The organism is Dechloromonas sp. H13 (assembly GCF_009469615.1).
In the GTDB taxonomy this organism is placed as follows: Bacteria; Pseudomonadota; Gammaproteobacteria; order Burkholderiales; family Rhodocyclaceae; genus Azonexus.
Genome location: NZ_SSXX01000001.1, coordinates 178,606 through 201,671 on the forward strand (window position 1 = coordinate 178,606; position 23,066 = coordinate 201,671).

At 66.6% G+C, this 23,066-nt stretch carries 23 protein-coding genes and 1 tRNA gene; 3 read left to right on the forward strand and 21 right to left on the reverse strand.

The window, feature by feature from the left end; translation table 11 throughout:
- Positions 1-5: 5 nt before the first annotated feature.
- Together GH660_RS00855 and rlmB are read right to left on the reverse strand one after the other, a co-directional pair.
- Positions 6-938, reverse strand: coding sequence for a DMT family transporter (locus tag GH660_RS00855; protein WP_153144687.1), 933 nt, complete (start codon positions 936-938; stop codon positions 6-8).
- 7 nt (positions 939-945) lie between these two features.
- Entirely contained in the window at positions 946-1,677 is a 732-nt protein-coding gene (gene rlmB / locus GH660_RS00860) for a 23S rRNA (guanosine(2251)-2'-O)-methyltransferase RlmB (RefSeq protein WP_194266187.1), read from the reverse strand.
- 79 nt (positions 1,678-1,756) lie between these two features.
- Between rlmB and GH660_RS00865 the strand changes: the two genes are divergently transcribed.
- Entirely contained in the window at positions 1,757-2,353 is a 597-nt protein-coding gene (locus GH660_RS00865) for a carbonic anhydrase (protein ID WP_153144689.1), read from the forward strand.
- 27 nt (positions 2,354-2,380) lie between these two features.
- Here the strand turns inward: GH660_RS00865 and rnr are convergent, their stop codons facing one another.
- Complete coding sequence (gene rnr / locus GH660_RS00870; protein ID WP_153144690.1) at positions 2,381-4,594, reverse strand: ribonuclease R; 2,214 nt, start codon at positions 4,592-4,594, stop codon at positions 2,381-2,383.
- Positions 4,595-4,635: 41 nt separating this feature from the next.
- Between rnr and GH660_RS00875 the strand changes: the two genes are divergently transcribed.
- Together GH660_RS00875 and GH660_RS00880 are read left to right on the forward strand one after the other, a co-directional pair.
- A tRNA-Leu gene (locus tag GH660_RS00875) sits at positions 4,636-4,720 on the forward strand.
- A 212-nt stretch (positions 4,721-4,932) separates the two neighbouring features.
- Positions 4,933-5,832 carry a M23 family metallopeptidase gene (locus tag GH660_RS00880; RefSeq protein WP_153144691.1) on the forward strand — a complete coding sequence of 300 codons (900 nt, stop codon included), beginning with the start codon at positions 4,933-4,935 and terminating at the stop codon, positions 5,830-5,832.
- A 35-nt stretch (positions 5,833-5,867) separates the two neighbouring features.
- On the opposite strand, the gene GH660_RS00885 is transcribed toward GH660_RS00880, so the two are convergent.
- The 18 genes from GH660_RS00885 to GH660_RS00970 form a co-directional block, all read right to left on the reverse strand.
- Positions 5,868-7,175: an adenylosuccinate synthase gene (locus tag GH660_RS00885; protein WP_153144692.1), complete on the reverse strand. Its 1,308-nt coding sequence runs from the start codon at positions 7,173-7,175 to the stop codon at positions 5,868-5,870.
- Positions 7,176-7,178: 3 nt separating this feature from the next.
- Complete coding sequence (locus GH660_RS00890) at positions 7,179-8,333, reverse strand: ATP phosphoribosyltransferase regulatory subunit (protein ID WP_153144693.1); 1,155 nt, start codon at positions 8,331-8,333, stop codon at positions 7,179-7,181.
- On the reverse strand, positions 8,330-8,515 hold the full coding sequence (locus GH660_RS00895) for a DUF2065 domain-containing protein (RefSeq protein WP_153144694.1): 186 nt from the start codon (positions 8,513-8,515) through the stop codon (positions 8,330-8,332). The genes GH660_RS00890 and GH660_RS00895 overlap by 4 nt, the downstream gene beginning before the upstream one ends.
- A complete protein-coding gene (hflC, locus tag GH660_RS00900) occupies positions 8,512-9,399 on the reverse strand; it encodes a protease modulator HflC (RefSeq protein WP_153144695.1) in 888 nt (295 codons plus the stop codon). Before hflC ends, GH660_RS00895 begins: the two co-directional genes overlap by 4 nt.
- Entirely contained in the window at positions 9,399-10,697 is a 1,299-nt protein-coding gene (gene hflK / locus GH660_RS00905) for an FtsH protease activity modulator HflK (RefSeq protein WP_153144696.1), read from the reverse strand. The genes hflC and hflK overlap by 1 nt, the downstream gene beginning before the upstream one ends.
- A 36-nt stretch (positions 10,698-10,733) precedes the next feature.
- Positions 10,734-11,888, reverse strand: a complete 1,155-nt coding sequence (hflX, locus tag GH660_RS00910; RefSeq protein WP_153144697.1) for a GTPase HflX — start codon at positions 11,886-11,888, stop codon at positions 10,734-10,736.
- Positions 11,889-11,951: 63 nt separating this feature from the next.
- On the reverse strand, positions 11,952-12,188 hold the full coding sequence (gene hfq, locus GH660_RS00915; RefSeq protein WP_011288708.1) for an RNA chaperone Hfq: 237 nt from the start codon (positions 12,186-12,188) through the stop codon (positions 11,952-11,954).
- 78 nt (positions 12,189-12,266) lie between these two features.
- Positions 12,267-13,598, reverse strand: a complete 1,332-nt coding sequence (gene der, locus GH660_RS00920; protein WP_153144698.1) for a ribosome biogenesis GTPase Der — start codon at positions 13,596-13,598, stop codon at positions 12,267-12,269.
- Complete coding sequence (gene bamB / locus GH660_RS00925) at positions 13,595-14,758, reverse strand: outer membrane protein assembly factor BamB (protein ID WP_228276308.1); 1,164 nt, start codon at positions 14,756-14,758, stop codon at positions 13,595-13,597. The genes der and bamB overlap by 4 nt, the downstream gene beginning before the upstream one ends.
- Complete coding sequence (locus tag GH660_RS00930) at positions 14,755-15,405, reverse strand: tetratricopeptide repeat protein (protein WP_153144699.1); 651 nt, start codon at positions 15,403-15,405, stop codon at positions 14,755-14,757. The genes bamB and GH660_RS00930 overlap by 4 nt, the downstream gene beginning before the upstream one ends.
- Positions 15,406-15,409: 4 nt before the next feature.
- Positions 15,410-16,699 (reverse strand): histidine--tRNA ligase, encoded by a 1,290-nt coding sequence (hisS, locus tag GH660_RS00935; protein ID WP_153144700.1) that lies wholly within the window; start codon positions 16,697-16,699, stop codon positions 15,410-15,412.
- Positions 16,696-17,925: a flavodoxin-dependent (E)-4-hydroxy-3-methylbut-2-enyl-diphosphate synthase gene (ispG, locus tag GH660_RS00940; protein ID WP_153144701.1), complete on the reverse strand. Its 1,230-nt coding sequence runs from the start codon at positions 17,923-17,925 to the stop codon at positions 16,696-16,698. The genes hisS and ispG overlap by 4 nt, the downstream gene beginning before the upstream one ends.
- Before the next feature lie 4 nt (positions 17,926-17,929).
- A complete protein-coding gene (locus tag GH660_RS00945; RefSeq protein ID WP_153144702.1) occupies positions 17,930-18,841 on the reverse strand; it encodes a RodZ domain-containing protein in 912 nt (303 codons plus the stop codon).
- Positions 18,838-19,695, reverse strand: a complete 858-nt coding sequence (pilW, locus tag GH660_RS00950) for a type IV pilus biogenesis/stability protein PilW (RefSeq protein ID WP_228276309.1) — start codon at positions 19,693-19,695, stop codon at positions 18,838-18,840. Before pilW ends, GH660_RS00945 begins: the two co-directional genes overlap by 4 nt.
- The gene (gene rlmN, locus GH660_RS00955) at positions 19,692-20,786 is read right to left on the reverse strand and encodes a 23S rRNA (adenine(2503)-C(2))-methyltransferase RlmN (protein WP_153144703.1); all 1,095 of its coding nucleotides are present in this window, start codon (positions 20,784-20,786) and stop codon (positions 19,692-19,694) included. Before rlmN ends, pilW begins: the two co-directional genes overlap by 4 nt.
- A 10-nt stretch (positions 20,787-20,796) precedes the next feature.
- On the reverse strand, positions 20,797-21,225 hold the full coding sequence (gene ndk, locus GH660_RS00960; protein ID WP_153144704.1) for a nucleoside-diphosphate kinase: 429 nt from the start codon (positions 21,223-21,225) through the stop codon (positions 20,797-20,799).
- 71 nt (positions 21,226-21,296) lie between these two features.
- The gene (locus GH660_RS00965) at positions 21,297-21,980 is read right to left on the reverse strand and encodes a hypothetical protein (protein ID WP_153144705.1); all 684 of its coding nucleotides are present in this window, start codon (positions 21,978-21,980) and stop codon (positions 21,297-21,299) included.
- Between the two features lie 69 nt (positions 21,981-22,049).
- A complete protein-coding gene (locus tag GH660_RS00970) occupies positions 22,050-22,886 on the reverse strand; it encodes a type IV pili methyl-accepting chemotaxis transducer N-terminal domain-containing protein (RefSeq protein WP_153144706.1) in 837 nt (278 codons plus the stop codon).
- Positions 22,887-23,066 lie beyond the last annotated feature (180 nt).

The following is a 23,066-nucleotide window of genomic DNA, read 5'->3' on the forward strand; positions in this document are numbered from 1 at the left end:
AGCGCTCATTGTAACGTCTCGCCGGCCGTCCTTTCGCCGCCACACAGCGGCTGGCCGCGGGCGCCGGATGACGGCCGGCGCAGGCCGCAGGCCTCGTTGGCGACCAGCGCCCCGAGCACCAGCGCGCCACCGAGCAGGACGCTGGCCGGCGGCCGCTCGCCGGCGCCGAGCCAGGCCCAGGCGACGCCGAACAGCACTTCGAGCAAGGCCAGCAGCGCGATTTCCGGTGCCGGCAGGACGCGGCTCAGACGCACGACCAGCAGACAGGGCAAGGCCAGCTGGACGCTGCCGAGCAGCGCCAGCAGTTGCAGGTCGTGCGCCGACGCCTGCAGCGGCCAGGCCAGCGGCAGCGTGACGGCGGCCGAGATCAGGGCGCCGAGCAGCACCGCTGGCAGCATGTCGGGGGCTTTCGTGGCGACCGCGCCGGCCCGTTGCAGCAGGATCCAGTTGACCGCGCCGGCCAGCGGCACGGCGCCGGCGACCAGGGAACCGAGCAGCGAACCGCCGCGGCCGGCCTCGGCGCCGAACATCCAGGCGATGCCGGCGCCGGCGACGACGATCGCCAGCCAGGTGCGCGGCGCCAGGCGCTGGCCGAGGAAGAGGCGCGCGAACAGCGCGGTCAGCATCGGCCCGGCTGCCATCGTCACCAGCACATTGGCCACCGTGGTCAGCGTCAGCGCCACCATGAAGGCGGTGTACATCACCGCCCAGCACAGACCGGAAGCCCACAGCACGCGGTCGGCGCGCAGCAGCCCGGGCCACAGCGCCGGGCCGCGCAGGGCGGTCAGCACGACGGCCAGGGTCAGCGCATTGAACAGGCTGCGCCAGAAGGTCACCTCGAAGCTGCGCGCCGCGTCGAGGTGACGGGTCACCACCCCGGCGATGCTCCACAGCAGCGTGACCAGCACCATCAGCGCCACGGCGCGGCGATGCGTCATGCGCGGCTCAGCCCCGCCGGCGGCGCGCCTCGAACAGGCAGACGCCGGCCGCCACCGAGACGTTGAGGCTGTCGACGCTGCCGTGCATCGGGATGCGCACCAGCTGGTCGCAGGTCTCGCGCGTCAGACGGCGCATGCCCTCACCCTCGGCGCCGAGCACCCAGGCCGTGGCCGCCGGCCACTCGGCGGCGTAGAGATCGCTTGCCGCCTCGCCGGCGGTGCCGATCACCTGGATGTCGCGTTCCTTGAGTTCGCGCAGGGTGCGCGCCAGGTTGGTGACCATCACGTAGGGCACCGTTTCGGCGGCGCCGCTGGCGGTCTTCGCCGCCACGTCGGTGAGGCCGACAGCGCGATCTTTAGGCGCGATCACGGCATGGACGCCGGCCGCATCGGCGACGCGCAGGCAGGCGCCGAGGTTGCGCGGGTCGGTGATGCCGTCGAGCACGAGCAGGAAGGCCGGCTCCTCCAGCGTATCGAGCACGTCATCCAGATGCGCCGCCTTGCGCCCGCCTTCGACGCGGGCGATCACACCCTGGTGGCGGGCGCCGGGCACCATGCCGTCGAGCCGCTTGCCATCGGTGGCGATGATCCTGACACCCTGCAACTCGGCATGCGCCAGCAGGTCGCGGGCGCGCGCATCCTGGCGCGTGGCGTCGACCATGATTTCCTTGAGCGAATCGGGATCGTGGCGCAGCTTGGCGGTGATGGCGTGGAAGCCGTAAATCAGGCGGGAAGACATGGCTGCTTTCGACAAATTGGAAATGCAATTTTACCGTGCCACAATGCGCGCCATAAAAAGAGAATACGGGGGGAAGACAATGATCAGGATGCTGCTCGACGGCAACCGCCGCTTCGTGACCGAGGTTTTCGGCAAGGACAAGGAGTACTTCGCCGACCTGCGCAAGGCGCAGAACCCCACTGTGCTGTGGATCGGCTGCTCCGATTCGCGGGTGCCGGTCAACACCATCACTCAGACGAAAGCCGGCGAGGTGTTCGTGCATCGCAACGTCGGCAACATCGTCGCCACCAACGACTGGAACCTGTCGGCGGTCCTCGAATTCTCGATCAACCACCTGCACATTCCCGACATCATCGTCTGCGGCCATTACGGCTGCGGCGGCATCCGTGCCCTCGACGAGGATCAGGGCGACGACCGCTACATTCCGATCTGGCTGATCAACGCCCAGAAGGCGGTCAACCGCGTCGAGCGCCGGCTGGAGGCGGGCCTCGCCGAAGTCGATCCGGAAACCCGGCATCGCCTGATCGTCGATGAAAACGTCCGCCTGCAGATCGAGCACCTGCAGGAATACCCCTTCGTCGCCAGCGCCCTGAAAGCCGGCAAGCTGCGCCTCCACGGCTGGGTATACGACATCGGCAGCGGCGAAATCAGGATCATTGCCGGCGCCGACGAATGAAACCGTCGCGGCCGGCGCCGGTTGCGGTCAACCCCGTTTTTTGGCCTTTTTTGGCGGCACCTGCTGCGGGCCGGCCAGCACGAAGTCGATCTTGTTGCTCTCCAGATCGGCGCGCACCAGCCTGACCCGGACCCGGTCGCCGAGACGGAAGCGCTGGCCGGTGCGCTCGCCGAGCATCTGGTGCTTGATGTTGTCGAACTGGAAGTAGTCGGCGCCCAGTTCCGACACATGCACCAGGCCCTCGATGTAGATCGTGTCGAGGGCGACGAAGATGCCGAAGGCCGTGACGGCCGAGATGGTGCCGTCGAATTCCTCGCCGATGCGCTCCTTCATGAAGAAGCACTTGAGCCAGTTCTCGACGTCGCGCGTCGCCTCGTCGGCACGACGCTCGGTGGCTGAGCAGTGGAGGCCAATTTCCTCCCAGTCGCCAGCTGGCGTGTATTTCTCGCCGGCGAGTACGGCCTTGATCGCGCGATGCACCAGCAGGTCCGGGTAGCGGCGGATCGGCGAAGTGAAGTGCGTGTAATGCTCGTAGGCCAGCCCGAAGTGGCCGACGTTGTCGGGGCTGTACATCGCCTGGCGCAGCGAACGCAGCATCACCGTCTGCAGCAGCTGGAAGTCGGGGCGCGGCTTGATCTGCTCGAGCAGCTTGGCGTAGTCCTTGGCCTTCGGATCGTCGCCACCGCCCAGCGGCAGGCCGAACTCGCCGAGGAAACTGCGCAGGTTCTTCAGTTTTTCCTCTCCCGGCGCTTCGTGAATGCGGAACAGGCAGGTCTGCTTGTGCGCCGCCAGGAAATCGGAGGCGCAGACGTTGGCCGCCAGCATGCATTCCTCGATGATGCGGTGCGCGTCATTGCGCACCACCGGCACGATGTTCTCGATCTTGCCCTGCTCGTTGAACAGCATCTGCGTTTCGATGGTCTCGAAATCGATCGCCCCGCGTACGCCGCGCGCCTTGTGCAGCGCGTGAAAGAGCTTGTAGAGATTCTGCAGGTGCGGCTGCAGCGCAATGTGGATGTCGCTTTCCGGCCGGGCCGCACCGGACAGCCACGACCACACCTGGTTGTAGGTCAGCCGCGCCCGGGAGCGGAACACCGCCCTGCAGAAACGGTACTTGCCGATCTTGCCGGCGGCGCTGATGTCCATGTCGCAGACCATGGCCATGCGCTCGACCTCGGGGTTCAGCGAGCAGATGCCGTTCGACAGCTTTTCCGGCAGCATCGGGATCACCCGGCGCGGGAAATAGACCGAATTGCCGCGCGCCATCGCCTCCTGATCGAGCGCCATGCCCGGCTTGACGTAATGCGAGACGTCGGCGATCGCCACCACCAGCCGCCAGCCGCGCCCCTTCTTCTCGCAATAGACGGCATCGTCGAAGTCGCGCGCCGTCTCGCCATCGATGGTCACCAGCGGCAGGTCGCGCAGATCCTCACGGCCGGCCAGGTCGGCCTTGCGGACCTTGTCCGGCAGCGCCTTGTTCTCGGCCAGCGCCGCTTTCGAGAACTCGAACGGCAGGTCGTGCTTCCGGAGCGCGATCTCGATCTCCATGCCGGGGTCGGCGTAGGTCCCGAGCACCTCGGTGATGCGGCCGATCGGCTGCGAGAACTTGGTCGGCTGCTCGATGATGTCGACCATCACCACCTGGCCGGACTGCGGCTTGATCTTCGCCTTCTTCTCCGGCGGCACCAGGATGTCCTGGGCGATACGGCGGTTTTCCGGCACCACGAAGACGACGCCGTGCTCGACGAAGACGCGGCCGACGACGCGGTTGTTGGCGCGCTCGGTGACCTCGACGATGCTGCCCTCGGGCCGCCCCTTGCGGTCGATGCCGGTGACCCGCACCAGCGCGCGGTCGCCGTGCAGGACCTTGCCCATCTGGTGCTGGTCGAGAAAGATGTCGGCGCCGCCGTCATCGGGAATCAGGAATCCGTAGCCGTCCGGGTGGCCCTGGATCTTCCCCGGCGTCAGGCTGGCGCGCTCGGGCAGGATGTAGGCGCCCTTGCGGTTGCGCAGCAGCTGGCCTTCGCGCTCCATGGCGCCGAGCCGGCGCTGGAACATCTCGCGCTCGCTGCCGGCGATGTCCAGCAGTTCCGCCAGTTCGGCGAAGGCGAGCGGCCGCCCTTCGTCGGCGAGCTTCTGCGAGATGTATTCGCGCGACGGCAGTGGGAAGTCGTAACGGGCCGACTCGCGCTCGAAGAACGGGTCGGCGCGGCGGACTTTCGATAGTTTTTTTCTTGACATGTCTTTTTCTTTCTTTATAATTCGCGGCTCTTCGCACCTGTGCCCAGGTGGCGGAATTGGTAGACGCACTAGTTTCAGGTACTAGCGGGTAACTCCGTGGGGGTTCGAGTCCCTTCCTGGGCACCAGCGATTTTGATCGAAGGCCTTGTCTTGACAAGGCCTTTTTTCATTTCCGCCTTCGGAACATGGTCGACCGCGACAGGCAGCGACTGTTTCGCCGGCGATTGTCTCACAGGGTGCCGCAGTGCCCTGTAACAATCGCTGACCGTCGCGTAGACCAAATGCGGCCAAAGCCGTAGAGTGAAGCGCTGCCACTCTCCTCCCGCCTGCCCGATCCGATGCGTGCCCTGTTGCTGTTCTGTCTGCTGCTGGCCTGGCTGCCGGCCATCGGCGCCGGGGCGCCCTATCCGTTCACCGTGACCGCCGAACGCAGCGGCGCCGGCCAGAACGTGATCGCCAGCAACCGCGGGCCGGCGCCGGTCTCGGTCAGGCTGACCCTGAGCGTCGCGCAGAACGTCGTCGTCTCGCAGCCGCTGCCGGTCCTCGCCGTGGTCCGCCCCTACAGCGACCTGGTCCTGCTGCAGGTGCGTCCGGCCGATCCGGGGCGCAGCCTGCGCTTCTCCAGCCAGTCCGCCTACCATCCCGGCAACTTCCATGCGCAGCACGATCCGCAGGCGCTCTACCGGCTGCCCTTCGCCGACGGCGGCAGCTTCGTCATCAGCCAGGCCGCCGACGGGCCGCTGACCACGCACACCGCCGCCGACAGCGAGTACGCCGTCGATTTCAACATGCCGGAAAACACGCCCGTCGTCGCCGCGCGCGCCGGTACCGTGATCGAGACCGAATCCGCCAACCGCTACGGCGGCCGCGACCGCGTGCTGCTGGCGATGGCCAACTACGTGCGCATCCTGCACGCCGACGAAACCATCGCCACCTATGCCCACCTGGCGCCCGGCGGCGTCAGCGTGACGCCCGGACAGCGCGTGGCGGCCGGCACGCTGATCGGCCATTCCGGTGCCACCGGCTACACGTCCGGGCCCCACCTGCATTTCGTCGTGCAGAAGCCGGTGCCGACCGCCGCCGGCTTCGCCATGCGCTCGCTGCCGGTGCGCTTCTACGTCGGCAATCCACCCTACGTCTTCGAACCGCGCTTCCGGCAGCTGGCGACCGCCGACTATTCGACGCCCGGTGCGCCGCAGCCGATCGTCAACGAAAAACGGGCCGTTCAGGCCCGTTGACCGCAGCAGGTGCCATCCCGGCACCTGTCCATCGCTCACTTGAACGGATGCTGGCGGAGAATGGTCTCGTCGCGCTCGGGGCCGGTGGAGACGATGGCGATCGGCACCTGGCACAGCTGCTCCAGGCGGTTGAGGTAGGCCTGGGCATTGGGCGGCAGGTCTTCCCAGCGCTTTACGCCGAAGGTGCTGTCCTTCCAGCCGGGCATCGTCTCGTAGATCGGCTCGCAGCTGGCGACCTCGTCGGCGCCGATCGGCAGCAGGTCGACGACCTTGCCGTCCAGTTTGTAGCCGTTGCAGATCTTCAGCTCTTCGAGGCCGTCGAGGACGTCCAGCTTGGTGATGCACAGGCCGGTGAGGCCGTTGATGCGGCCGGAGCGGCGCAGCGCGGCAGCGTCGAACCAGCCGCAGCGGCGCTTGCGCCCGGTGACGGTGCCGAATTCCTTGCCGACCTGCGACATCTGGTAGCCGGGAACGCCCGGCGTCTCGATGTCCAGCTCGCTCGGGAACGGGCCGCCGCCGACGCGCGTGCAGTAGGCCTTGGTAATGCCCAGCACGTAATGCAGCATGCCGGGGCCGATGCCGGCACCGGCCGCCGCCTGGCCGGCGACGCAGTTGGACGAGGTGACGAAGGGATAGGTGCCGTGGTCGATGTCGAGCAGGGTGCCCTGGGCGCCTTCGAACAGCAGGTTCTGGCCGGCCTGGTTGGCCTCGTAGAGCGCGGCGGAAACATCGGCGACCAGCGGGCGGATCTGCTCGGCATCGGCCATCGCCTGGTCGTAGACGGCCTGGAAATCGACCGGATCAGCCTTGAAATATTGCGTCAGCACGAAGTTGTGGTAGTCGAGGATTTCCTTGAGCTTCTCGGCGAAGCGCTCGGGATGGAACAGGTCGTAGACGCGCAGGCCGCGCCGGGAAACCTTGTCCTCGTAGGTCGGCCCGATGCCCTTGCCGGTCGTGCCGATCTTCTTGTCGCCGGCCTTGGCGGCTTCGCGCGCCTTGTCGATGGCCGAATGGTAGGGCAGGATCAGCGGGCAGCCCGGGCTGATCTTGAGGCGCGAGCGGACGTCGATGCCGCCCTTTTCGAGCTCGGCGATCTCGGCCAGCAGGTGATGGATGTCGAGCACGACGCCGTTGCCGATATAGCAGTTCACGCCGTCGCGCACGATGCCCGAAGGCACCAGGTTCAGCTTGTAGACCTGCTCGCCGACGACCAGCGTATGGCCGGCGTTATGTCCCCCCTGGAAACGCACGACGCCCTGGGCGTGGTCGGTCAGCCAGTCGACGATCTTTCCCTTCCCCTCGTCGCCCCACTGGGTCCCCACGACGATGACATTCTTGGCCATTTTCTAGTCCTCTTGTATTGCTTCGATAATCCAGTGCTCGCCGACCTGCGCGAGCTTTCTGTCGCAGACCGGCCCCTCGCAGGCGTTTTCGCCCGGCAGCAGTTCGACGACAACCTCTCCCTGTTCGCGCAGCGCCGCGATGTGCGCTGCAAGCTTCGCATCGTGGGCGGCCGAGGGCGCCAGGATCGCCCCCGCCGGCTTGCCGACCGGCGCCAGGCGCGCCACCTCGCGCAGGTCCATCGAGAAGCCGGTGGCCGGACGATCGCGCCCGAACGCCTTGCCGGCACCGTCGTAGCGGCCGCCGAGCGCGATCGCCGCCGGATAGCCCGGGCAGTAGGCGGCGAAGACGACGCCGTTGTGATAATGGTAGCCGCGCAGATCGGACAGATCGACCGAAAACGGCAGGTCGGGCGCCGATGCCACGAGATGACGCAGGCCTTCCAGCGCCGCGGCGATCGTCGGCAGGGCCGGCAGCTCGGCGGCGGCGCGCTCGAGTACCTCGACGCCGCCGTAGAGCTGCGGCAGGCGCTGCAGGGCCTCGCGGTACGGCGTAGGCACGTCGGCGCACGCTTCGCAGAGACCCGGCACGTCCTTGGCCTGCAGCAGGCTGAGCACCGTTTCCTCCGATTCCTGCGGCAGCCCGGCCGCTTCGGCCAGGGCGCGGAAAATGCCGACATGGCCGAGGTCGATGCGGCTGACCGGCACCTTGATCCGGGCGAAGGCGCCCGCCATCAGGCGGATCACCGCGAGGTCGGCGGCGATGCCGGCGTGGCCGTATAGCTCGGCGCCGATCTGCACCGGCTCGCGGCTAGCCGAAATCGTCGCCGGCAGGGTGTGCAGCACGCTGTCGCAGTAGCACAGGCGGGTGACGCCGCGGTGGTTGAGCAGATGGGCGTCGATGCGCGCGGTCTGCGGCGTGATGTCGGCGCGGACGCCCATCGTGCGCCCGGAAAGCTGGTCGACCAGCTTGAAGGTACGCAGCTTGAGATCCTGCCCGGCGCCGGTCAGCAGCGACTCGAGATATTCGAGCATCGGCGGCATGACGAACTCGAAGCCGTGGCTGCGGAAGTGGTCGAGCAGCGCACGGCGCAGACGCTCGATGCGTTCGGCCTCGGCCGGGAGGGCGTCGGCGATGTATTCGGGTAACAGCCAGTTCATGAAAAGACCATGATCAGGACGAGGCCGACGATCATCGAAGTCAAACCGATGAAACGAATCTGCCCGTCCGTGAGTTGAACGAGTCGGCGGAAGGTTTCACGCCACGCCGCCGGCGCGATGAAGGGCATGAGGCCTTCGAGCACCAGCATCAGCGCGAAGGCCAGCAGCAACGTCGAGGTCATTTGCCTTTGTCGTTCCCGCGCCCGGTGCCCTTCATGTACTTGAAGAAATCGGAATTGGGTTCCACCACGAGCACGTCGCTCTTGTTCCTGAAACTGCCGCGATAGGCTTCCAGGCTGCGATAGAAGGCGTAGAACTCGGGGTTTTGGCCGAATGCCTGGCCGTAGATGGCGGTCGCCTGGGCATCGCCCTCGCCCTTGATCTTCTGGGCATCGCGGTAGGCGTTGGCGATGATCACCTCGCGCTGGCGGTCGGCGTCGGCACGAATCTTCTCCGCCTCGGCCGCGCCTTCCGAGCGCAGTTCGTTGGCCACCCGCTTGCGCTCGGCCTCCATGCGGCGATAGACGGCCTCGCTGACCTCGCTCGGCAGTTCGACCCGCTTCAGGCGGACGTCGACGATCTGCACGCCGATCTTGCGCGCATCGGCATCGGCCTTGACCCGCATGTCCTCCATGATCCGCTCGCGTTCGCCGGAAATCACGTCATGCACGGTGCGCTTGCCGAACTCTTCGCGCAGCCCGGCATTCACCGTCTGGTTCAGGCGGGTCTTGGCACGCGCCTCGTCACCGCCGACCGAGATGTAGTAGAGCTTGGGATCGACGATCCGCCACTTGATGTAGGAATCGACCAGCACGTTCTTCTTCTCGGAGGTGATGAAACGCTCTGGCTCGTTGTTGTCCAGCGTCAGGATGCGCCGGTCGAAATAGCGGACGTTCTGGATCATCGGGATCTTGAAGTTCAGGCCCGGCTCGGTGATCACCCGCTTGACTTCGCCCAGCTGGAAGACCAGGGCGTACTGGCGCTGATCGACGGTGAAAATCGACATGGCGACCAGGACCAGCACGGTCACGACGACCGCCGCCAGTAAATTGAATTTCTGATTCATCAACGGGACTCCCGATCACGAGAACGCAGCGACGGCTCGCGCGGACGGCTCTGGTTGCTCAGCGAACTGTCGAGCTGCGGCGGCGATTCGTTGGAGGTCGGCGCCGCCGTCCTGGCCGCCGCCTGCGGCGCCGTGCCGGCATCCGCGGCGGCGGGCGCCGCGGCAACCGCGCCGGCCCCCTGCATCAGCTTGTCGAGCGGCAGATAGAGCAGATTGCCCTGTCCCTTGGCATCGACCATGACCTTGCTGGTGTTCGCGTAGATCTGCTGCATGGTTTCCAGATACATGCGCTGGCGGGTCACTTCCGGCGCCTTGGCATATTCGGTCTGCACCTGCTTGAAGCGCGAGGCATCGCCTTCGGCCGTCGAGATCACGCGCTGCTTGTGGCCGCTGGCTTCTTCCATCAGGCGCGCCGCGGTGCCCTTGGCCTTGGGAATCACGTCGTTGGCGTAGGCCTGGCCTTCGTTCTTCTGGCGCTCGCGATCCTGGCCGGCCTTGACCGCGTCGTCGAAGGCCGCCTGCACTTGTTCCGGCGGCTGGGCGTTCTGCATCGTGACCTTGGAAATCAGGATGCCGCTGTTGTAGCGGTCGAGGATCTCCTGCATCAGCTTGGCGGCCTGGGCGGCGATCTGCTCGCGGCCTTCGTAGAGAACGAAGTCCATCCGGCTCTTGCCGACGATCTCGCGCACCGCGGTTTCGGCGGCGCCCATCACCGCATCGTCGGGATGGCGGTTGTTGAACAGGTAGTCGCTCGGATCGTTGAGGAAATACTGCACCGCGAACTGGATGTTCACGATGTTCTCGTCATCGGTCAGCATCAGCGCCTCGCGCAGCACCTTGTTGCGCTCGCTGCCGCGATAGCCGATCTCGATGGTGCGTACACCGGTCAGGTTGACCAGGTCGACCGACTGGATCGGATACGGCAGGCGCCAGCGCAGGCCGGGCTCGGTCGTTTCCTTGTACTTGCCGAACTGCAGCACGATGCCGCGCTGCGAGGCATCGACGATATAGAAACCGGAAGCGAGCCAGACGATGAAGGCGAGCGCGACAAGCAGGCCGACGCCGCCGCCGAGGAATTTCGGATTGAGGTCGATCTGCGGCAGGCGCGGACCGTCGCCGCCGCCCCCGTTGTTGCCACCGCCGCCGCCCTTCTTGCCGAACATGCCGTTCAGCTTGCGGTTGAAGTCGCGCCACAGCTCTTCGAGGTCGGGCGGCCCCTGGTTCGGCCGGCGCGGGCCACCGGGCTTGTCGCCGTCGCCTTCGCCGCGGTTACCCCACTGCGGGTCGTTGAGTGACATGAAAATTCCTAGGGTCGGGATCATGTAGGTCGGGGATCAGTTTATGTAGTCTGGTTGTGCTTCGCGCGCGGATGCCGCCAATGCCGCCCGGCGGTTCTCGGCCTTGCTGCAGGCATATTCGGCAAGGGCTTCGCGCAGCAGATCGAGCCCCTCGCCTGACCGCGCACTGACGCGAACGCGCGCGATATTACCATATTCGTCCCGCTCGACTCCCGGCGCCGCCTCGGTCAGGTCGATCTTGTTCCAGACGATCACCTGGCGGAGGTCGTGGGCGCCGATCTCGGCGAGGACCTTGTCGACCTCGGCCATCTGCTCGTCGCGGGCGTGGCTGGCGCTGTCGACCACGTGCAGCAGCACGTCGGCGTCGATCGCCGCCTCCAGCGTGGCATGAAAGGCGTCGACCAGCGAGTGCGGCAGATCGCGGATGAAGCCGACGGTGTCAGAAATGACGATGTTGCCGGCGCCTTCGATCCACAGCTTGCGCGAGGTGGTGTCAAGCGTCGCGAATAGCTTGTCGGCGGCATAGACGCCGGCGTGCGTCAGCGCGTTGAACAGCGTCGACTTGCCGGCGTTGGTATAGCCGACCAGCGAAACGTTGAGGACGTCGCCGCGCATCCGCGCCTTGCGCTGCACGCCACGCTGGCGGGAGAGCTTGTCCAGTCGCTCCTTGAGCAGCTTGACGCGATTGCCGAGCAGCCGGCGGTCGGTTTCCAGCTGCTTTTCGCCGGGACCGCGCATGCCGATGCCGCCACGCTGCCGCTCGAGGTGTGTCCAGCCGCGGACCAGCCGCGTGGACAGATGTTCGAGCTGGGCAAGTTCGACCTGCAGCTTGCCCTCGGCGCTGGCGGCGCGCAGGGCGAAGATGTCGAGAATCAGGCTGGTCCGGTCAATCACGCGACATTTGAGTTCGCGTTCGAGGTTGCGTTCCTGGGCCGGCGACAGTTCGTGGTTGAAAATCACCAGGTCGGCTTCGCCGGCTGCCAGCATGGCGGCGATTTCCTGCACCTTGCCCTTGCCGGCGAAGGTCTTCGGATCGGGACTGTGGCGCCGTCCCGACACTTCGGCGACGACCACCCCGCCGGCCGATTCGGCCAGCAGGCGCACCTCTTCCAACTGATCCTCAAGATCGGGCTGACCGAAGTCGAGCTGAACGATCACCGCGCGTTCGCCGGCGGCGGGTCGTTCAGTCATGGGCTTTTCCTGGCTTGGGAAGCATTGGCCCGCCAGGCCAGCGGGCCGGAGAGCAAGCGCTTATTATTCCGCCGCCTGTTCTTGCTGGAGGTTGACCGGGCGCGCCGGAACCACCGTCGAGATGGCGTGTTTGTACACCATCTGGGTAACCGTGTTCTTCAGCAGTACGACGTACTGGTCGAAGGATTCAACCTGGCCCTGCAATTTGATCCCGTTCACCAGGTAGATCGAGACGGGAACATGCTCGCGACGGAGCGCGTTGAGGAAGGGGTCTTGTAAGAGTTGCCCTTTGTTGCTCATGGTGTGGAGCTCCATGTGTGTTGTTATGAGTTGTCTAATGTACCGAAAATTGCTGCAGGGCGCCAAAATATTTGCGCTTTATTTCCTGTCCTTGTCAGCAAACGGATTCTTGCTGGTGACGAACTGGATACGCAACGGCGTGCCCTGCAGTTTGAAGGCTTCGCGGAAGGTATGTTCCAGATAGCGACAGTAGCTGTCGGTAATCTTGTCGACGGCATTGCCGTGGACGACGATGATAGGCGGGTTGGAACCGCCTTGGTGCGCGTAGCGCGGCTTCGGCCGGAATACCCCGTGCTTGGGCGGCGCCTGGCGGGCCACGGCGTCGGCCAGTACGCGGGCCAGGCGCGGCGTCGACATCTTGGTCATGGCTGCCGCGTAAGCGGCGTCGACCGAGCGGAACAGCGCCGGCAGGCCGATGTTGTCGCGCGCCGAAATGAAGTGGAACTTGGCGAAGTCGAGGAATTTCAGCTTGCGCTGGAGGGTGAGGCGGGTCTGTTCGCGCGTGTAGGCGTCGAGCCCGTCCCACTTGTTGACCGCGACCACCAGCGCGCGGCCGGACTGCACGATGAAATCGGCGATGTGGGCGTCCTGCTCGGAAACGTCGGCCTGGGCGTCCACCATCAGGATGACCACGTTGGCATCCTCGATCGCCTTCAGCGTCTTGACCACCGAGAATTTCTCGATCGACTCGAATACCTTGCCGCGCTTGCGCATGCCGGCGGTATCGACCAGCACGTATTTCCTGCCCCCGCGCTCGAAGTCGATCTCGATCGAATCGCGCGTGGTGCCCGGGGCGTCGAAGGCGATGACGCGCTCTTCGCCGAGCAGCGTGTTGATCAGCGTCGATTTGCCGACGTTCGGGCGGCCGACGATGGCGACGCGCACGGCGTCGGATTTCTCTTCTTCCTCTTCCGGCTCCGGGAACGCTGCGAGGGCCAGGTCGACCAGCCCGCGCACGCCTTCGCCGTGCGCCGACGAGATGGCGTTCGGCTCGCCGAGCCCGAGTTCGTGGAACTCCGCCTCGACCATGCCGGAATTCATGCCTTCCGCCTTGTTGACCGCAACGAACACCGGCCGCGCCAGGCGCCGCAGCTTGTTGGCGATTTCCTTGTCGTGCGGCGTGATGCCGGTCCGGGCGTCGACGACGAAAATGACCGCGTCGGCCTCGGCGATCGCCTGCTCGGTCTGGCGCGCCATTTCGTGCAGGATGCCGTCCTTGACCAGCGGCTCGAAACCGCCGGTATCGACCACCAGGTAAGGCTTGCGCCCCAGCTTGCCATGCCCGTAGTGGCGGTCGCGCGTCAGGCCGGGGAGGTCGGCGACGATGGCGTCGCGCGAGCGCGTCAGGCGGTTGAACAGCGTCGATTTGCCGACATTCGGGCGACCGACCAGGACCAGGGTAGGTTTCATCGGGCCTCGATCGCGCTGACGGTGCCGCCGCTGGTCTGCACCAGGAAGCCCGCGCCGAGCGCCTGAACCGGCGTGCGCACCGGCGTGCCGTCGATCTTCTGGCGCGCCACGAAGCCGCCATCCTCGCGCGACAGGAAATGGACAATGCCTTCGCCATCGGCCACCGCCACCACGCCGCGCTGGACGGCCGGACCGGAGACGCGGCGATTGAGCAGCTTGTCCTGCTTCCACATGCTGCTGCCGGAATTGCGGTCGAGCGCATGGACGGCGCCGCGATCGTCGGTCACGAACAGGTAGCGGTTGTCGAGCGCCAGGCCGGCGGCCGACGAAATGTCGCGCGCCCACATCTGCGCACCGCCCTGCGACATGTCGAAACAGGCGATCCGGCCCTGGAAGGCGACCGCGCAGATCATCCGTCCGTCGATCACCGGCACGGTGACGACATCCGCCACGCGATCCAGTTCGGTCGCGCCCTTGGGCGAGGCGATCGGCCCTTCCCAGACCGGCGAGCCGTTCTGCATCGCCAAGGCGACCAGCTTGCCGCCCGGGAAACCGACGAAGACGAACTTGTCGGCGAAGACCGGCGGCGCCGAACTGCGTAGCGAGAGCGGCGGCGTCGCCCGCTGATAGATCCACTTGCGCGTGCCGTCGCCGGCATCGAGCAGCACCACGCGGTTGTCGCCACTCTTGACGACGACACCGTCGGAACCGACCGCCGGCGCCGCCAGCACTTCGCTGGTCACCTTGCCCTGCCACAGCGGCCTGCCATCCTCGGCGGAAAAGGCCAGCACGTCGCCCTTGGCGGTACCGACGACGACCAGCCGTGAATCGGCGCCGACGCCGGCCGACAGCGGCTGCTCCGCCTTGATCGACCATTGCGCGCGACCATCGACCAGCTTGCTCAGCGCACCGTCGCGGCTGGCGACATAGACCGCCGAACCGACTACGGCCGGCGTGAAGGTGTAGTCGCCGGCCTTGCCGATGCTGGCCGACCACTGGTCGCGGACGTCGATGCTCGTGGTGATCGGCGTCAGCGGGGTCATCTTGGGCCCCGACGAGGAGAACGGGTTGATCTTGTCGACGGCGTCGGACATCGTCGAACAGCCGGCGACGACCAGGCTGGCGGCGGCCAGCAGCGGCAGGATGCGTTGCCCCATCATGCTGCCTCGCCCAGGTTGTCGAGCTTCTGGCGCAGCAGTTCGCGCCCGGCACCGCCACCCCGGGCGGTCCGCGCCTCGCCCTTGTCCAGCGCCGCCTTGTAGGCGGCCCGCGCTTCCGGCGCCTTGCCCTGGGCCGCCAGCACGTCGCCCTTGAGCTCCAGGAAGCGGGCATCGAAAGCGGCGGCATGGCCGGCCTCCAGCTGCTTCAGCGCCTCGTCGTAGGCCTTCTCGTCGAGCAGCACGGCGGCCAGGCGCAGGCGGGCCAGATCCTTGACTTCGTCCTTGGCATTGTCGGCCGCCCAGGTCAGCTGCGCCTTGGCGGTCTTCAGGTCGCCGGCGTCGAACGACTGGCGCGCCGCGACCAGCGCGCCCAGCCAGGCATAGGTGGTGCCGCCGAACTTCTCGGCGAGTTCGCCGGCCGCCGACTTGACCTTCTGGCCGTCGCGCATCGCCGCGGCCTGCTCCAGCACGCCGTAGATGGCCGAGGCCTGGCCCGCCTGGCTGCGCTGGTGCCAGTTCCAGCCCTGCCAGCCGATGACGCCGATCGACGCGGCAACGACGACCCCGGTCACGAGGTTGCCGTACATCTTCCACCAGGTTTTCAGCGTGTCTATCTGTTCCTGTTCTTCGAGGTCGTAGTGAGCCATGCGCTTATTCCTCTTCGTCCGAATCGATCAATTGTCCGATGATGGCTTCCGCCAGGTCATCCACTTTCAGTTTCAGCTGCGCCGCGCCTTCCTCGCGCAGCGGCTTGAGCTGGGCTTCGCCGGTGGCCGCCTCGTCGTCGCCGATGATCACGGCGAAGGTGGCGCCGCTGCCGTCAGCCTTCTTCATCTGCGACTTGAAGCTGCCTCCGCCGCAATGCAGCAGCACGGAAATCCCCTGGTCGCGCAAGCCTTCGGCGACACGGAAGGCGAGGCGCGAGGCGGCGTCGCCCTGGTGCACGACATAGACATCAGGCGCCGGGGCGGCAGGCGCTCCGCCAGCATCGCTGATCAACGCGATCAGGCGCTCGATGCCCATGGCGAAGCCGCAGGCCGGCGCCGGCTTGCCGCCGAGCTGGCCGACCAGGCCGTCGTAGCGGCCGCCGGCACAGACCGTGCCCTGCGCGCCGAGGCGATCGGTGACCCACTCGAAGACCGTCAGGTTGTAGTAATCCAGCCCGCGCACCAGGCGCGGATTGATGGTGAAGGGCACGCCGGCGTCGCGCAGCACGCGCTGGACACCCTCGAAATGGGCGAGCGATTCGGCGCCGAGATAGTCGATCAGCTTGGGCGCAGCGGCGCACAGTTCCTGCAGCGCCGGATTCTTGGTGTCGAGGATGCGCAGCGGGTTGGTGTACAGGCGGCGCTTGCCGTCCTCGTCGAGCAGTTCGGCATGTTCCTCGAAATACGAAATCAGCGCCGCGCGATGCTGGGCGCGCTCTTCCGGCTGGCCGAGACTGTTGAGCTGGAGCTCGATGCCGTCGAGCCCGAGGTCGGCCCACAGGCGGGCGCTCATCAGGATCATTTCGGCGTCGATGTCGGGACCGGCATAGCCGAGGGCCTCGACGCCGACCTGGTGGAACTGCCGGTAACGCCCCTTCTGCGGCCGCTCATGGCGGTACATCTGGCCGATGTAGTAGAGGCGCTGCGGCTGGCGGGCGATCAGGTTGTGCTGGATCACGGCGCGCACGCAGCCGGCCGTGCCTTCCGGGCGCAGAGTCAGCGGTTCGCCGTTGAGGCTGTCGATGAAGGAATACATTTCCTTCTCGACGATGTCGGTGACTTCGCCGATGGCACGCTTGAAGAGCGGCGTCGGCTCGACGATGGGCAGGCGGATCGGCCGGTAGCCGTAGGCCTTCAGCCACGAACGGATGGTGTCCTCGAACAGTTCCCAGAATTCGGCTTCGTCGGGCAGGATATCGTTCATCCCGCGCACGGCTTGCAGCGTCTGACTCATGCTTGCAGTTTCTTCTTGTAGGTGCGCTGGACGTAGCGCTCGATGATGTCCTTGAATTCGGCGGCGATGTGGTCGCCCTTGAGCGTGACGGTTTTCTGGCCGTCCTCGTAAACCGGCGCCGACGGCGCTTCGCCGGTGCCCGGCAGCGAGATGCCGATGTTGGCGTGCTTCGATTCGCCGGGGCCATTGACGATGCAGCCCATGACGGCCAGCGTCATGTTCTCGGCGCCGTCGTAATGCAGCTTCCATTCCGGCATTTTCGCGCGGACGAAATCCTGCACCTCGCCAGCCAGTTCCTGGAAGAAGGTCGACGTCGTCCGCCCGCAACCCGGGCAGGCCGCGACCATCGGCGTGAAGGCGCGCAGGCCCATGGTCTGCAGGATTTCCTGCCCGACGATGACTTCCTGGCTGCGCGAGCCGCCGGGTTCCGGCGTCAGTGAAATACGGATGGTGTCGCCGATGCCTTCCTGCAGCAGCACCGACAATGCCGCGGTCGACGCGACGATGCCCTTGGAGCCCATGCCTGCCTCGGTCAGGCCGAGGTGCAGCGCGTAGTCGGCACGCTTCGACAATTCGCGGTAGATGGCGATCAGGTCCTGCACGCTCGACACCTTGCAGGAGAGGATGATCTTGTCGCCTGCCAGCCCTACTTCCTCGGCCTTGGCCGCCGACTCGAGCGCCGAGGTGACCATCGCCTGGCGCATGATCTCGGTCGCGTCGAGCGGCTGCGGTCGACGCGAATTTTCATCCATTATTCGCGCCAGCAGATCCTGGTCGAGGCTGCCCCAGTTGACGCCGATGCGTACCGGCTTGTCGTACTTGCAGGCCAGCTCGACCATCTGCGCGAACTGCTCGTCCTTCTTGCGGCCGAAGCCGACGTTGCCGGGGTTGATGCGGTACTTGGCGAGCGCCTCGGCGCAGGCCGGGTGCTCGGTCAGCAGGCGATGGCCGTTGTAGTGGAAGTCGCCGATCAGCGGCACGGCGCAGTTCATGCGGTCGAGATGCTCGCGGATCTTCGGCACGGCCGCCGCCGCTTCCGGCGAGTTGACCGTGATGCGCACCAGTTCCGAGCCGGCGCGCGCCAGTTCGGCGCACTGGATGGCGGTCGCCAGGAAATCGGCGGTGTCGGTATTGGTCATCGACTGCACGACGACCGGCGCATCGCCGCCGATTTTCACGTGGCCGATCAGGCAACTGCGCGTCAGGCGCTTGGCAACAGCACTCAAAAAACTACTCCAGAACGAGGCGGGCGACTTCGCCCTTGGTGTGCGGCGCCAGGTCGACGGCCTGGCCGCGCCAGAACAGCCTGACGCCGGCCGCGTTGCCGATCACCAGCGACAGCGGTCCCTGGCCGCTGACCGCCTGCTCGCTGCCTGCCGGGCTGCGCTGCGAGAAAACCACCTTGTTGTCGCGGTCGCGCACTTCGACCCAGGATTCCCCGGCGAATACGAAGCGCAGCTGCGCGCCCGCCGCCGCGGGGGCCGCCTGGGCGGCCGGCGCGGCGAGCGGCGCCGGCGCCATTTCAACCGGCGCCTGGACCTGCGGATTCATCACCTGCTGCGGCGTCGCCCCCGGCGGAAAGACCGGTTCGGGCGCGGCCGGCGCGGGCGCGGCGACCGGCGTGGCGGGCGTCGCTGCCGGCGCCGCATCCTTGCGCGAGACGGAATCGATCAGCCCCTGGGCACGCTCGCGCAGCGCCGACAGGTCACTCGGCAAGAGGGCGTAGGCCAGCCCCGCCAGCACCACGAGAACGAGGCCGGCGACGACCACCGTCCGGTCGCGGCGCGGCTGGCCGCTCGGCATCGTCGTCGGCCGGCTCTGCGGCACGTGCAGGGTGTCGACCGGCTTTTCCAGCGTCGCATCGAGGTGATCCATCAGCGGCGCCGGGTCGATCTGCAGCAGCCGGGCGTAATTGCGCACGAAGCCGCGGATGAAGGTCTGGCCGGGTAGGCCCTGCCAGTCGCCGTTCTCCAGCGACGCGACCTGGCGCGGGCCGAGCTTGAGGGCGATCGCCACTTCGTCGATGCTCAGCTGGCGCAATTCGCGCGCCACGCGCAGGCGGGCGCCGACGCCACTCACCCCGTCGCAGGGCGTCTCGGCGGACTGCTCGGCAACGAGATCCGGGTTCTGCGACTCGGTCATTCGAAATTCCCCTTGAGGAAGGCCTGATATTCAAGCGATGTCGGATAGCGGCTGCGCAATTGCGACGCGTAGCTGCCCTCCCCGGCCTTGTTGCCGAGTTTGCGTTCGAGACGGACGCCGAGCCAGAGCGCTTCGGCCGACGGCGTATCCATCGCCTTGATGGCCTCGTTCAGATAGATCTTCGCCTCGTCGAGGTTGCCGCGCTGGTAGAACAGGTTGGCCAGCTGGTAGCGCGTTCCCGGCGCCGGACCGCGCGCCAGGCGCAGCGAGTTCAGCAGGTAGCCCTGCGCCCCGTCGAAATCGCCGGCTTTCACCGCGCAGGTGCCGGCGTTGAAATAGGCGACATCGGGCGTGTCGTACAGCGGGTCCTTCAGCGCGTTCAGGAAATACTGGATCGACTGGCGCGGCTGGCCGGACTGGCAAAGGTACCAGCCGTAGTTGTTATTGACCTCGGGGTTGTTCGGCGCCAGGCTCAGCGCTTTGCGGAAATCCTCCTCGGCCTTGGCGTTTTCCTTGAGCTGGGCGTGGATCAGGCCGCGCACGCTGTAGGCTTGGACGTAGCTGGAATCGTTCTCGAGGGCGACGCGGATCTCGTCGAGCGCGACCGCCATGTTGCCGGCCTCGAAATAGGCGGCAGCCAGCTCGGTATGAATCTTCGCGCGATATTTGGGGTCGGCCGGCCGGGCCTGCGGCGCGTTGCTTTCCGGAACGATGGTCGTGATCGGACCGCCACCCTGGTTCTGGCCGGGCATTTCCTTCATCCACTCCAGGCTCTGCTGCGCCTGTGCGGAAAAGGCGAGGCTGGCGCCAAGGCACGCCATCACCATCCGGATTTTGATCATCGAGCCATTCATGGCCTAAGCTCCTGAAGGGGAATTACGCGCCCGGCTGTGCGCCGGGTCTTGTCCTGCACCTGTCCGGCCAGCTGGCCGCAGGCGGCGTCTATATCGTCGCCGCGCGTCTTGCGCGTCGTGGTAACGATGCCCGCCCCCATCAGGATGTCGGCGAAGCGCCGCACCCGTTCGGCCGGCGAACGTCGGAACGGCGAGCCGGGGAAGGGGTTAAAGGGGATCAGGTTGAACTTGCAGTGGACGTTCCTGACCAGCGCCAGCAGTTCGCGGGCGTGGGCATCGCTGTCGTTGATGCCGTCGAGCATGATGTACTCGAAGGTGATGAAGTCGCGCGGCGCCTTGTCCAGGTAGCGCCGGCAGGCGGCCATCAGTTCCTTGAGCGGGTATTTCTGGTTGATCGGCACCAGTTCGTCGCGCAGTTTGTCGTTCGGCGCGTGCAGCGAAACAGCGAGGGCCACCGGGCATTCGTCGCGCAGGCGGTCGATGACCGGCACCAGCCCGGACGTCGACACCGTGACGCGGCGGCGCGACAGGCCGTAGGCGTTGTCGTCGAGCATCAGGCGCAGCGCCGTGACCGAGTTCTCGAAATTGGCGAGCGGCTCGCCCATGCCCATCAGCACGACGTTGGAAATGACCCGCTCGTCGCCGTGGACCGCACCCAGCGCCTTGTTAGCCTGCCACAGCTGGCCGATGATTTCGGCCACCGTCAGGTTGCGGTTGAAGCCCTGCTTGCCGGTCGAACAGAAGGCGCAGTCGAGCGCGCAGCCGGCCTGCGTCGAGATGCACAGCGTGCCGCGGTCGTCTTCCGGTATGAACACCGTTTCGACGGCATTGCCGTTGCCGACGTCGATCAGGAACTTGCGCGTGCCGTCGTCCGACAGCTTGTCGGAAACGACGGCCGGCGGCGCCACGACCGCCTGCGCCTTGAGCTTGTCACGCAAGCTCCTGGCGATGTCGGTCATGGCGTCGAAGTCCGCCACGCCGGCACGATGGATCCAGCGCAGCACCTGCTTGGCACGGAAGGGCTTTTCGCCCTGCTCCGCGAACCAGGCGGTCAGGCCTTCGGCATCGAAATCCAGCAGATTGACGGTCATGCGGTGCTGCTTAGCGGCCAGCGTAGGTGTTCATGCCCGGGAAGAAGAAGGCAATTTCCACGGCGGCGGTTTCCGGGGCGTCCGAACCATGCACGGCATTGGCGTCGATGGATTCGGCGAAATCGGCGCGGATGGTGCCCTTATCAGCCTTCTTCGGGTCGGTGGCGCCCATCAGTTCGCGGTTCTTGGCGATGGCGTTCTCGCCTTCCAGGCACTGGATCATCACCGGGCCGGAGGTCATGAATTCGACCAGATCCTTGAAGAAGGGGCGCTCCTTGTGCACGGCGTAGAACTGGCCGGCTTCCTGGGCGGACAGCCAGGTCATGCGGGCGGCGATGACCTTGAGGCCGGCGCCTTCGAAGCGGGAATAGATCTGGCCGATGACGTTCTTGGCGACGGCGTCGGGCTTGATGATGGAAAGGGTGCGTTCGATAGCCATGTGATTGCTCCGCGATGCTAGTCAGTTGAAAAACGGGCAATTTTAGCAGATAAGCGGCGAACGCGCCCCGCTCAACGCGGCGCGTCTTCCGCCGGCGCGGCGAGCAGCGGCTCGCGCAGGCTGGCGAACTGGCGCGGCGCGACGTACTGCAGCAGCTCCTTGCCGTCCTTGTCGACCACCACGTCCAGCCCCTGCTTCGGATACAGCAGGTGGGTCCGCTTGTCGGAAACCGCGATGCGCTCGCCCGGCTCGCCGAAGCGCTGGACGATCGTCGCCTCGTCCAGGTTGACCGTCGGGATCACGGCGATGGCGCGGATCGGCAGCCGGTCGGTAGCCGCCAGGTCATCCGGGTGCAGCGTGATGCGACGCGTCGTGCTCTCCATGTGCTTGGCCTTGACGGCGCGTTCGCGCATCGCGGAAATCGCCTCGTCCGGCGCGTCGACCGTAACGATCAGGCGGGCCAGCACGAAACCGAGCGGCAACTGCGCATAGTAGCCCTCCAGCGAGCCGATCTCGTTCGGCGTGGCGATGATCGCCACCTCGATCTCGTCGCCCAGCTTGCGGCGCACGTCGCCCAGCGTGCTGACGCCCGGCTGCAGGCCGAAAACGCTGCTGCCGCCCTGCCCGTCCACGGCGATCTGCCACGGCAGGTTGCTGTTGGGATCGACGCCCGCCTGTTTGCCGGCGCCGGGAATGAAGAAAGGCACGATCAGCGCGAGCAGGATGAGGGTGATCAGGGACAGGGCGAGTTTCATGGCGCGTGCGGCAACCGGGAAATGGCGGATTGTGCCACAGCCCCCGCCCCTTGGCGGGCGCACCGGGCGCTACCTGGCCTTGCCGGCGGCGCCCGGGAAATCCTGCACGTACTGCACGGTGACCGCGGCCAGCGTTTCCTGGATCCGCTCGCTGGTGGTCGCCACGTTCTGTGGCCCCTTGCCGTCGGCGCCCTTGCCGCGCAACTGCTGGACGGCGCTGTCGAAGAAGATCCACTGGTTTCTCGCCAGCCCCAGCGCGTCGCGGCTGGCCGGCGAATTTTCCGGCGCCGTCGCCAGTTCCTGCAGGCCGGTGGCGAATTCCTTGCGCGTCTGCTCCAGATCGACCAGCAGGCCGTGCGAGCGGTCGCCGGCCTGCGCCTGCAGGTAGAGGCGGGCCAGGCGCTGGGCCAGCATGTTGAGGCGCGCCGAACCGTCGATCAGGCGGCCGGCTGGCGTTTCCGCTTCCGACTCGATCTGCAGCGCCAGCTTGCCGCTGTGGATGGTCAGCTCTTCCGCCAGCTGGCTTGCCCGCTCGGCGGTCGCCGGGCTGTAGGGCTGGTAGACGGTGGCGCGCAATTCCTGCCAGGCCGTTTCGCTGCGCGCATAGGTGCGCTGGATGGCCGGTTTTCTGCCGTAGCGTTCGAGGCGCTTCAGCTCGGCGTCGGTCTGCGCCACCGCCTCGCCGATCTGGCGCGTCGCCGCCGGCGCATTCAACCCCAGCCCGGCCTGCTGGTAGAGCTTGGCGACGCGCTGCGCCTGCAGGCGCACGTTGCCGGCGCCGGCAATATCGCGGGCGACGGCGGGCGCCTCGCCGGCCCTGGCCGGGGTTCCCTGCGCCGCAAGCGGCAGCGCGAACACGAGCAGGGTGGACAGGAACAGGACACGAACGGAACGACGATGCTTCATGAACGGACACCGGAAAACTGGAAAGGGCGCGCATTAGAGCAGAGCTTCGTTTCAGCGCTGTTACCGGCCCGGCAGGGGATTCCCGCCAGCCCGCGGCCACCGACGCCGCCCCGGTGGCCGCGGGCAGCGGACGCCGGCATGTCGCCGGTTGCGGTCGACGCGGTTTTTGCCGGTTTTTCG